Annotated in this window: 7 protein-coding genes; 5 read left to right on the top strand and 2 right to left on the bottom strand. The window is 49.1% G+C overall.

Annotated elements, in window-relative coordinates:
* The first annotated feature begins 39 nt into the window (after nucleotides 1–39).
* Complete coding sequence (locus tag GPL15_RS01000) at nucleotides 40–1,095, top strand: zinc ribbon domain-containing protein (protein ID WP_215695166.1); 1,056 nt, start codon at nucleotides 40–42, stop codon at nucleotides 1,093–1,095.
* Nucleotides 1,096–1,248: 153 nt separating this feature from the next.
* On the opposite strand, the gene GPL15_RS00995 is transcribed toward GPL15_RS01000, so the two are convergent.
* The gene (locus GPL15_RS00995; RefSeq protein ID WP_215695165.1) at nucleotides 1,249–1,452 is read right to left on the bottom strand and encodes a cold-shock protein; all 204 of its coding nucleotides are present in this window, start codon (nucleotides 1,450–1,452) and stop codon (nucleotides 1,249–1,251) included.
* 506 nt (nucleotides 1,453–1,958) lie between these two features.
* On the opposite strand from GPL15_RS00995, the gene GPL15_RS00990 reads away from it, so the two are divergent.
* The 4 genes from GPL15_RS00990 to GPL15_RS00975 all read left to right on the top strand — a co-directional run bounded on the left by GPL15_RS00990 (nucleotide 1,959) and on the right by GPL15_RS00975 (nucleotide 11,089).
* A complete protein-coding gene (locus GPL15_RS00990; protein WP_215695164.1) occupies nucleotides 1,959–2,804 on the top strand; it encodes a PRD domain-containing protein in 846 nt (281 codons plus the stop codon).
* A 125-nt stretch (nucleotides 2,805–2,929) separates the two neighbouring features.
* Entirely contained in the window at nucleotides 2,930–4,885 is a 1,956-nt protein-coding gene (locus GPL15_RS00985) for a beta-glucoside-specific PTS transporter subunit IIABC (RefSeq protein WP_215695163.1), read from the top strand.
* A gap of 11 nt (nucleotides 4,886–4,896) precedes the next feature.
* Nucleotides 4,897–6,321: a 6-phospho-beta-glucosidase gene (locus GPL15_RS00980; RefSeq protein ID WP_215695162.1), complete on the top strand. Its 1,425-nt coding sequence runs from the start codon at nucleotides 4,897–4,899 to the stop codon at nucleotides 6,319–6,321.
* Between the two features lie 130 nt (nucleotides 6,322–6,451).
* Nucleotides 6,452–11,089 carry a PAS domain-containing protein gene (locus GPL15_RS00975; RefSeq protein ID WP_252198008.1) on the top strand — a complete coding sequence of 1,546 codons (4,638 nt, stop codon included), beginning with the start codon at nucleotides 6,452–6,454 and terminating at the stop codon, nucleotides 11,087–11,089.
* A 64-nt stretch (nucleotides 11,090–11,153) separates the two neighbouring features.
* Here GPL15_RS00975 and GPL15_RS00970 read toward each other — a convergent pair whose 3' ends face one another.
* Nucleotides 11,154–12,095, bottom strand: coding sequence for a helix-turn-helix domain-containing protein (locus GPL15_RS00970; protein WP_215695161.1), 942 nt, complete (start codon nucleotides 12,093–12,095; stop codon nucleotides 11,154–11,156).
* Nucleotides 12,096–12,192 lie beyond the last annotated feature (97 nt).

The following is a 12,192-nucleotide window of genomic DNA, read 5'->3' as shown; positions in this document are numbered from 1 at the left end:
TAAGCTGATCAACCGCATAAGAAACAGGAGGAAGAAAACATGATTTGCCCTAAATGTGGACATGAAGCAGACGGCAACTATTGTAATAACTGTGGTGCCCCTCTCCGCTTAGAAGATACCTATTTTTTAGATGATCCGATGACACCCTATGAGGATGACGGATTTGAACAATTGATTTTAAACCAAACATATGAAATAGATGATATATATGATGCGGATAATACAAATGATACAAATGATGCAAATGATGCAAATGATGCAAATGATGCGGATGATGCAGTTAATGCAGATTGCGCGGAACCGGATTCCGATTGGCAGGAAATCGATCTTCACGCTCGTGAAAGCAAGCCGCAGGTTCTCCAGGCGCCATTCCGTTATAAAGCCCCGCTAAAACCGGAAAAGACCGGCAGCAAGCCAAAAGAAAAGAAGGCTGTAAAGAAAACGAAGACTAAACGCCGCCGTATCAAACAAGAGGAACTTCCTGCAGAGCGGGATGTGAAAGAACCGGAACTGCAAAGTCATTTAAGGCAGGGCAGGAGCGATGCCAGGCCTATTGAAGAGCAGGACAACCATCAGGTGAAGAGTTTTGGTGACCGTGTGGTAAACAGGATCAAAGGTCTTATCGTGGCCGCTTCCCGCCTGATGCAGGCCGCTTCCGCCTTATTGATGGGTTTCATGACAGGCACCATGGCCTATTCATTCTGGATAAACGGACAGGGGCTGGGCAGCCTTCAGATGATTGCGGCGGAAAAAAACTATGGGCTGGCACTGTATTTGGCCTTTGCCGGGTTATCGTTATTTATGGGAATTATCTGGTGTTTTTGGATTTTATCACGGAAAGCGGCAGGCGGCGGATACAGGCTGAAACGGTATGACACGGGACGGGGCTTTATCCCGTTTCTGATCTGCGCGGCCGTCGTATTTGCGGCGGAACCGGTTTTGGACCGGCTTCCTTTAGAAACCGATCAGTGGAATGGGATATTAAACGGCGGGCGGGCAGCGTTGACAGCCATTGTCCTGCACAGAAAACAGCTTTTACTTTGCAGCGCTTCAGGCGCAGCGTTGTCTTTCATAAGAAAAATACTGAGTGTTTAGGCAGAGAAAGTGAGGCCCGGTTGGCAGTTACGCCCTGAAAACAATCCCTGAAAAGCGGGCCCGGGTCAGAATGCAGGTTAAATAAAAAGAGCCATCCCCATGACAGGGACAGCTCTTTTGGCTTTTTATTGATTATATGACAATTATCAGCTGTTATGCTGCACACACATTAACAGCCTGCATTCCGCGGTTGCCTTCAATGGTGTCGTAAGTCACTCTCTGGCCGTCATCCAAAGACTTGTAACCGTCTGTGGCGATTCCGGAAAAGTGTACGAATACTTCTTCTCCTGTAGCGTCATTTGTAATAAATCCAAAACCTTTGCTGCTGTTAAACCATTTAACTGTACCGTTATTCATTATAGGTACCTCCATAATATTATTATATCTTTTCTAAAATAAAAAAATCACATGCTTTTGTAAATTATCAATAAAAATTAATGACTTACAAAAGTATGTGAAATCGAAATCTTATTAAGAATACTCATAAAGTCTACCATGAAAAAGGAAGACTGTCAAGCGAAATATAAAAAAATATTTGAAATATAAAAGCATTAATAATTATAAATTATGGAATAAAAAAACAATCGGTCAAAATCACCAAAAATCCAATCTAAAAATTATAAAAAACAGAGAAACTCCGAAAGCCCCCTTGTTAGAGATTGACATCCATTTTAAACTATGTTACGATTCGGACAGATACAGGATGGTGATTGCCAAGGCAAGCTATACCTATATGCAGAGATGAGTTTGAAAGCCCATGCTTTCGGATTTATTTGTGCATATAGGTTTTTTTATTTTAAAGGGGAAATGCCCGGAGAAAGTAATGCGGGCGGATGCCTGGTTTGGATAAAGGGGGAAATGTCATGAAGATATTTAAAATCCTGAATAATAATACGGCGGTGATCCGGGATGAGAACGGGCGGGAAAAGGTCGTGATGGGAAAAGGGATCTGTTTTAAGAAAAAAGCGGGAGAAGAGATCAGCCCGGAAGTCATTGACAAGACATTTTCCCTGTCGGCCCAAGAAGCCCATAATAAGTTTTTGGTGCTGGTTCAGGACGTGCCCATGGAGCACATCACCCTGGGAGAAGAGATCATCTCGGAAGCCAAGTTCCGCCTGGGAAAGAAGCTGAATGATATGATCTACATTTCGCTCATCGACCACGTGCACACCTCCATACTCCGCTTTTTAGACGGCGTGACCGTGAAAAATGTGCTGTTATGGGATATACGCCGTTTCTATAAAGACGAATACCAGGTGGGGCTGTGGGCTCTCGACCGGATCGAAGAAAGCCTGAAGATACGGCTGCCGGAAGACGAGGCGGGATTTATCGCCCTGCATTTAGCCAACGCCCAGATGGACCAGGAGATCATGCACAATATGTATGAGATTACCCGGGTGATGCAGGAAGTGGTGAATATCGTCAAATATTTTTTCCATATCGATTTCGATGAAGACGATGTTTACTATTACAGGTTTATCACCCATCTGAAATTTTTCGCCAAGCGTCTGGTGGAACACAAAACCTATGAAGATGAGGATAATGAGGATCTGTGGCAGCTCATCAAAGGGAAATATAAGGAATCTTACCGCTGTGTGGAAAAGATCACCCAGTTTATAGAAAAGAAATACGGATACTGTCTGTCAAAGGATGAACAGCTTTATCTGACCATTCACATCGAGCGCGTCGTCGCTAAAACAGGCGCCTGAAATGTTTTTAGAATGCAGCAGCTCAGGCCTGTCTGGAAAGCTGCTAAAGTATACCATGTATGCCAGGGTGGTGACATTGAGTTGGCCAAACCTTCATAAAATAAAAGTTTAATGGAGGAAAAACGATGGGAAAGTATGAAAATCTGGCAAGAGAAATTGTCAGGAACGTAGGAGGAAAGGAGAATGTCAGCAGTCTGACCCACTGCATCACAAGGCTCAGGTTTAAGTTAAAAGACGAGACCAAAGCCCATGACGAGATCATTAAAAATATGGACGGGGTCGTGACGGTGATGAAGAGCGGCGGCCAGTACCAGGTGGTGATCGGGAACCATGTTCCGGAAGTATATGCGGATGTGCTCCCTTTAATCGGCCAGGAAGAAGGCGGAGCGGACAAAGACGGGGCCAATGAAGAAGACGGGCCCTCCGGCAGCCTTTTTAACCGGGCCATCGATGTGATCTCCGGCATTTTCCAGCCGATTCTGGGAATTATGGCGGCCTGCGGTATGGTAAAAGGCTTCAACGCCCTGTTTGTGGCCCTGAAATTATACGACAGCGCCTGCGGCGGATATCTGGTGTTAAATGCCATCGGAGACGGGCTGTTCACCTTCATGCCCCTGTTTTTAGGCTACACTGCAGCGAAGAAATTCAAGCTGAAGCCCATGCTGGGACTGGTCATCGGGGCCATCATGTGTTATCCCACGGTGCAGAACAGCGCCCTTTCCGCGGGAGGGGAGGCCCTCTACACCTTATTTGCGGGAACCATGTTTGAATCCAAAGTCTACACGGAATTTTTCGGCGTTCCCATGATCGCCATGGATTACACGGGCACCGTGATTCCGGTGATTTTTGTGGTGTATTTTGCATCCAAATGCGAGAAGTTCTTTTCCAGGTTCATCCCTGATCTGGTGAAATTCTTCTTCGTGCCCATGCTCACCCTGCTTGTGGCAATCCCCGTGGGATTTTTAGCCATCGGGCCTCTGGCGACGTTTGGCTCCGCAGTCATTGCCGGAGCAGTTATGGCAGTCCGCAATTTCAGCCCCATGCTGGCCGGGGCCATTGTGGGCCTGACCTGGCAGATTCTTGTCATATTCGGCCTTCACTGGGGCTTCATTCCGGTGTATATCAACAACATCATGACCAATGGCTACGACAATGTGATGATGCCGTTTTTCGCGTGTACCTTCGCAACCTCAGCGGTGGTGCTGGCAATTTTCTTCAAAACGAAAAACCGCCAGTTGAAAGAAATGGCCCTGCCCAACTTCATTTCCGGCATATTCGGCGTGACGGAACCGGCCATTTACGGTATCCTGCTTCCACTAAAGAAGCCGTTTATCATCAGCTGTATCGCAGGAGGCATCGGCGGCGGCTTCTACGGAGCTTTTAATTTCAGAAAATTCATGATGGGAGGCATGGGGATCTTTGAATTTCCAGCCATGATCGAACCTGACGGAAGTATGGGGAATCTGATTGTGGCGGTCAGCGGCGTAGTGCTTACCATGGCAATCGCATTTGCGGCAACCATGATTTTTTACAGAGAGGATGGCCAGAAGGCGGAATCCGGACAGAATGGGGCTAAAACGCCTGTTTCCGACGCGGCGGAAGGTGCTAAACCGGAAAAGATGGTGAGACAGATTGAGATATCCAGCCCCATCAAAGGAACGGTGTTAAAACTGGCCGATATCAAAGATGATGCGTTTGCATCCGGCGTCCTGGGCAAAGGAGCGGCCATTCTGCCGGAAGAAGGAAAGGTCTATGCGCCCGCAGACGGCGTGGTATCCGCGCTGTTTCCGACCCTTCACGCCCTCGGCCTGGTGACGGACGGCGGCGTCGAAGTGCTGATCCACATCGGCCTGGATACAGTCCAGTTAAACGGCGAAGGCTTTGAGACCATGGTGAAGCAGGGGGACCGGGTGGAAAAGGGACAGCTTCTCATCACCTTTGACAAGGATTTTATAGAAGGAAAAGGCTACTGCATGGAGACACCGGTGCTCATAACCAATACGGACCAGTTTTTAGATGTGGTGGAAACCGGAAAAGAGCAGGTGAATCCCGGCGACTGCCTGTTGAATATTTTGAAATAGGAGGCGGATTCATGGGATTTCAAAAGGATTTTTTGTGGGGAGGGGCCACGGCGGCCAACCAATGCGAAGGAGGAATCTTTGAAGGAGGACGGGGACCGGCCAATGTGGATGTGTGTCCGTCGGGCAAAGACAGACACGCGGTGATCACCGGGCGCTTGAAGATGCTTGAAATGGATGGGGAGCACCATTATCCGGCAGCAGAAGCCATCGACCATTATCATCATTATAAAGAAGATATCCGGCTGTTTGGAGAAATGGGCTTTAAAGTGTACCGGTTCAGCATTGCCTGGACCAGAATCTTTCCCAACGGGGATGAGGAGAAACCAAGTGAAGAAGGGCTGGAATTTTACGAAAACATTTTAAGGGAATGTAAAAGGTATGAAATCCGGCCTTTGATCACCATTTCCCATTTTGACTGTCCCATCGGCCTCATTAAGAAATTCGGCGGGTGGAGGAGCAGGGAAATGATCGGCTGCTATCTGCGCCTCTGTGAGACCCTGTTCACCCGGTTTAGGGAGTATGCCGTGCACTGGCTGACGTTTAACGAGATCAACATGATCCTGCACGCCCCGTTTATGGGAGCGGGAATCTGCTTTGAAGAAGGGGAGAATGAAGAGCAGATCAAATATCAGGCCGCTCATCATGAACTGGTAGCCAGCGCCCTGGCGGTCAAAATGGCCCATGAGGTGAACCCTGAAAACCAGGTGGGATGCATGTTTGCGGCGGGAGCCGCCTATCCCTGTTCCTGTAAACCGGAAGACGTATGGGAAGCGCTTTTGACCGACCAGGAGAATAATTTCTTTGTGGACGTGCAGGCGAGAGGGTATTATCCCTCTTATGCGGTGAAGCGCCTTGCCAAAAGGGGAGTATTTCCGGTGATGGAGCCGGGAGATGAGGAGATTTTGAAGAACTATCCGGTGGATTTCATTTCCTTTTCCTATTATAACAGCAGATGCATTGCCGCGCCTGGAAAAGACCGGGAAGAGGCGGAAGGGAATCTGTTTAAATCCGTCAAGAATCCATATCTGTCCTACAGCCAGTGGGGGTGGCCCATTGATCCTCTGGGGCTGCGCATCACCCTAAACCAGGTCTATGACCGCTGGCAGAAGCCCTTGTTCATCGTTGAAAATGGGCTGGGAGCCGTGGATAGTCCGGATGACAACGGATGGATACAGGACGATTACCGGATTCAGTATCTGAGGGAGCACATCCGGGCCATGAAGGCGGCTGTGGAAGAGGACGGCGTGGAGCTGATGGGATATACCTCCTGGGCCCCCATAGATTTGATCAGCGCGGGAACCGGGGAAATGAAAAAACGGTATGGATTCATCTATGTGGATAAACAGGAAGACGGGAGCGGAACATTAAAAAGGTTGAAGAAAAAATCATTTGACTGGTACAAAAGGGTGATAGAGACGAACGGGGAAGTTTTGTGAAAAAGGGGCTGCGTCAGCAGCCTCTTTTCCTGTGCTTTTCCGGTCTTCTTCCGTCGGGGAAAACATTGCGTTTTCAAGGCCCCTATGATAAACTTAAATAACATATAAACAGGGGAAAGGGGCTTCTAGTATGCAGGAACGATATCTCTCACAAAACCAGATGACGGCCGTACTCGATAATGCTCCGGTAGCGATTTATGTCAGCGCCACCGACAATTGGGAGCTGCTCTATGCTAATCATTTAGCCACGGAAATAATGATGCAGAATTCAGGAACCGTGGGAACCACCTGCTATTCGGCGGCCGGATTTCGTGAACCCTGCCCCTTCTGCAACGCCAAAAAGATGAGCGGGACAGAGCTGATGGTTAGGGAATTCCATCATCCGTCCGACGGCCGGATTTACCAGTTAAGCGGCAAGCTGATCGACTGGGAAGGAAGGCCCGCCCATATCGAATATATCATGGACATAACGGAGAAAAAGAGGGAAGAGGACAGCGCAAAGGCGTTGAAGGAACTGCTGCAGGTGACGTTCAGCAGCATTCCCTGCGGCCTGTGCGTGTACCGGCATGACGGTAAAAAGATCCTGCCTCTGTTTCATAATCCTGCCTTTTATTCCATTATGGGGTATTCTGAGGAAAACATACGGAATGTGGAACAGAGCACCAGTTTTCTTGGAGTCCATCCGGAAGACCTGGAACGGCTGGTGGAAGCGGTTAAACAAGCGGTCAGGTGCAGCGGCCTGGTCCATCAGACTTACCGGGTGTTTAACGATAGAAAACAGGAGTACCGATGGATTCATCTGGAAGGATCGGTAAAAACACAGCCCGACGGCACAAAGCTTCTGTACGGCGTATACAGCGATGTGAGTGACCAGCAGCGCCTGGAAAAGGAACTGGCGGCAGCCAATGAAAAGCTGCAGGATATTATCAACGCCATTCCCGGAGGAGTTGCGATCTATAAAATCCGGGATATATTTGAGACGGTGTATTTTTCCGACGGAGTGCCGGCTTTGACCGGCTATTCGGTGGAAGAATACAAGGAATTGTGCAGGCGTGACGCGGCTGAGATGACTTATCCGGAGGATACGCCCATGGTGATGGCCAAGGTGATGGAAGCGGTTCAGAATCATGGGGTCGTGGACTGTGAATTCAGGAAAAGGCACCGGGACGGCCATATCATATGGGTACGGGTTCAGGCCAAGGTGATTGGGGAGGAAAACGGATATCCTCTGCTTTACTGTATTTTCCACAATATTTCCGATATCAAGGAAGCCCAGTTGGAACTGGATCACCTGGTCAATTCCATTCCCGGGGGCATAGCCAGTTACCGGGTGGAAAATGGATGTTTTATTCCTGTTTTCATCTCAGACGGCGTTATGGCCCTGTCCGGCCATACCAGGGAAGAGTACAATCAGGTTTTGGATCAGGGCGTTTTCGGCACCATTTATGAGCAGGACAGGGAACGGTTAGCGGCCGCAGTGCAGGAAGCGCTGCTGAGCGGAGAGGTGCTGGATGTATCCTACCGTATGTACCACAAAGACGGGCATATGATCTGGATTCATCTCAATGGCCGTCGTATGGGGCCTCTTTCCAATGTTGTCAAGTTCTATGTTGTTTTCACCGGAATGTCGGAAGAAACCCATTTGTACCAGAAAATTGCCAACGAAACGGCAGATGGAATCTATGTGATAGATAAGCGGAATTACGACCTTCTCTACGCCAATGAATCGAAGGACCTTTTCATGCAGGAGAAGGACTGCGTCGGCAAAAAATGTTTCAGCGCCCTCCACGGAAAAAGCGCGCCCTGCGAATATTGTACGCTGGCCGGCCATGAACCGGATGGGGTGGAACATGAGATGAGAATCGAGGGGAGCGGCAGGTTCTACAGCACCCGTTTCCGGGAAACCAACTGGAACGGAATACCGGCCTACGTCAAATCTGTCCGGGATGTGACGGAAGAAGTCCTCACCAGGAAAGAAAAGGAACGGCTGGAACAGTATTTTCAAACCATGGTGAAGAACATGCCCGGAGGCCTGGCAGTAGTGCGTTATGAGAAAGACGGGAGCATGGTGCCGGAATTTTTATCCGACGGATTTGTCGCCATGACAGGAATGTCCATGGAAGAAGCATGGCAGCTCTACGGTCAGGATGCGATGACAGGGGTCCACCCTGAGGACAAGCAGTCCGTTAATGACCAGATGAACGCATATATAGCAGGAGGAGAGAGTCACTGCGAGCTGGTGTACCGCCTGAAAAAGGGAAAAGATGATTATGTATGGGTAAAAAACACCCTTTCCCTGATCCAGAATGAAGACGGGGAAGGCCGGGTTTATGCGGTATATCACGATATTACCAAAGAGAGGGAGGAGAGGGAGAAGATCCGCCGGCAGTATAAGGATATGATTCTCCAGCATTACAAAGCTCCGGACCCCAATGCGCTGATCATCGGCCACTGCAATATCACCCGGAATGTTATTCTGGAAATCATAGATCATACGGATTCCGACCTCTTGAAGACTTTTGGTACGGTGAGGGAAACATTTTTCAGCGGGCTCTCCACCCTTGTTGTGGATGAAAAAGAGAGGCAGCAGTTTTTAAATACTTACCTCAACAAACCCGCTCTGGATGCATTTAAAAGGAATGAAACGGAACAGATTTTGAGGTGCTTTGTCAGGCTTCCAAGGGAAGAAACCGGGCGTTATGTCCAGTTTAAAGTGAACCTGGTGGAAACCCCGGACAGCGGGGATATTACGGGAATCCTGACCGTGACGGATATTACTGTTCAGACGGTTACGGACAAGATCCTGCACCAGTTATCCGTAACCAGCCATGATTTTGTCATCGATTTGGATCTTCTGAAGGATACATATACCGTGCTGACCCATAACAGGCTTGCTGAGTCCATACCGGAGACCGGAAGCCATTCCCGCTGGATTGCCAATGTGCGGCAGACTTCGGTTGTGCCGAGAGATAAGGAACTGTATTTCAAATCTCTGGAGCCGGAGGAGATGAAACGGCGGCTGGCTGAGGAGGGGCCTTATACATTCACCTACTCCCTTGCAGATGAAAAAGGGGACATCCGTACTAAGAATATGACGGTATCCGCCGTTGACCTGCGGCTGGGGCGCGTCTGCCTGGTGAGAACCGATATCACGGATTCTGTCCGCGAGCAGCAGGGGCTGCTGAATATGATGGCCTATACCTTTGAACTGATGGGATTTATCGATATCCACAGCAACCGTTTTACCATGTATACCCGGAAGACGGTGCTGGAAAACCTTTCCCCTTATGTGGAGGAAAGTTATGATTCTTCGGTGGATACATTTAAAAATTACTATGAACCGGATATGGATATTAGTGATATAAAGAGGCAGTTCAGCCTGGATACCATGCTCCAAAAGCTTGAGGAAAAGCCTTCCGGCTATGATTTTGTACTGCCTTATCCGACGGAAAATGGCCTGAGATATAAACAGATCAATGTGCTCTGGGGGGATGATAACCGGCGGACGGTCTGCATGGTGCGGGCGGATGTGACGGATATGCTGGCTGCCGAGAGGGAGAGCAAAAAGACATTGAAGGATGCCTTAGGGCTGGCGGAGGAAGCCAGCCAGGCGAAAAGTGATTTCCTGTCCGCCATGAGCCACGATATCAGGACGCCTATGAACGCTATTATGGGAATGACCACATTGGCGGCGGCCCATCTGGACGACCGGGGCCGGGTTGCGGATTGTCTGGAGAAGATATCAATTTCCTCCAAACATCTGCTGAGCCTGATCAATGACATTCTGGATATGAGCAAAATTGAGCGTTCCAAAATCACCCTGAACCGGATGAAGATATCCCTTTCAGAGCTGACGGCCCAGCTTTCCGCGATCATGATGCCCCAGGCCAGGGCGGCCGGAATCCGGTTCGTCATCAAAGGCGGAAACACCGCCCACGCTCATTTTTATGGTGACAGGCTGCGGATCAACCAGATTCTGATCAACATTCTGAGCAATGCTGTAAAGTTCACGCCGGAAGGCGGAAGGGTGGACTTCCTGATAGAAGAAGTGTCTCCGTTAAAAGAAGGGAATCAGGTCCGTTACCGGTTTACGGTCAGGGATACGGGAATCGGGATGACAAAAGAGTTTCTGTCCCATATCTTTGAGCCCTTTAACCGGAGCGGCAGCGTTTCGCGTGTGGAGGGAACCGGTTTGGGCCTCAGCATCACTAAGGGGCTTGTGGATCTGATGGGAGGAAGCCTTTCAGTGGAAAGCAGGCTGGGCAAAGGAACTGATTTCCAGGTGGAACTGGAATTTGAAACCGCTGAGGCGGATGCTGAAATTGGCCTTTCGGATGCCAACCCCGGGTTTGGAGAAGGGGAAAACAGCAGGTTGTTTGCCGGACGCCGCTTCCTTATTGCTGAGGATAACGCCATCAATGCGGAAATCCTCTGTGAGCTGTTAGCCATGTATGGGGCGGAATCTGTGGTGAGAACAGACGGCAGACAGGCAGTGGACGAGTTCGGCGCATCGGCCCGGGGGACGTATGATGCGGTTTTGATGGATGTCCAGATGCCGGTGATGAACGGATATGAAGCCACCCGCGCCATACGGAGGATGAACCGGCCGGATGCGGCGGCCATCCCAATTGTGGCCATGACTGCCAACGCGTTTGCCGAAGACGTTCAGGCTGCCCAGGATGCCGGGATGACGGCTCATGTGGCAAAGCCAATTGATTTAGAGGTTCTTAAAAATACACTGGGGAAGGTTTTAAAGCAGAGGGAGTGAATCCCGGGAATGAAAGAAAGAGGATGTGAACGCTTTAAAAAAGGGCTGCCGCGCCATTGAAAAATCAATGGTGCGGCAGCTTTTTTGTCTGTCCGCTGCTAAATTGTTTCCGGTAAGCGGAGGGCTGCATGGAGGTGACTGTGCGGAAGGCATTTATAAAGGCGGACATGCTGCGGTAACCGGATGCGGAAAACGCCTGTGTTACCGACTGGCCATCGTTTAACGCCTGTTTGGCCGCTTCTATTTTCTTAGCCATGATGTATTCAGAAAGGTTGGTGTTGAAATATTGTTTAAATATCCGTGAGATATATTCGCGGCTGTAAAAGAAATGATCCGCGATCTCGGCGGTGGAGGTAAGGGTCTGGAAATTTAAGTCTATGTAGTTCTTGATCTGAAGAACCTTTGAGGGCAGTTTGGAAAAACATTCCCTTCCCGACTGGGCATGCTGCTCAATCAAGAGCAGAAGCTGGAGGATTAAGCTGAAACACTGGAGGGCGGTATCGCCGTCCGGGTTTGCGGCCACGTAATTAAGCTGCTCCAGCAGATAGTAATACCGGCCCCGGAATTCACTGCTGACTGTGAGGTAGTCGGCATCGGTTTTGCAGAGAAAAGCGGGAAGGCTGCCCGGCCCCAGGAATTCAAATGCCTTGGTGTCAAAATAGAAGACCATGCGGTCATACTCGCTTTTCTCGATCAGCCGCGCGGTGTGGGAAATGCCGGGTGGAATGCAGAGTATGCCTCCTCTCACGGGAAATACCTCATTGCTGGATACCACATAAGTGATCTTCCCGCTTAAAAAGATACAGATTTCATAATAAGTATGTGTGTGCAGTTTTTCAGGGAAAAAGGGTGGGATGTAAGAGGTGGTGCGGTGGGAATATACGATATTCTGGCCGATAAAAAAATCGTTCCACCCGCTCTTGTTGGAATAAATTTTAAGGTTCTGATACTGCTCACAAGACGGATTATAAAAATGACGTAAATGCTCTGTTAAATAATTGTTCATAACGCCTCCGATGATCACAAAACCGAAAATTTCATGACACATTTCCAGAAGTTTTTTCGAATTTTTTATGCTATAGTTCTAATATAAAGAAAGAAAC

It is taken from the genome of Clostridium sp. MCC353, from assembly GCF_018785315.1.
GTDB lineage: Bacteria > Bacillota > Clostridia > Lachnospirales > Lachnospiraceae > CHH4-2.
This window is presented reverse-complemented; position numbering and strand designations above follow the sequence as displayed.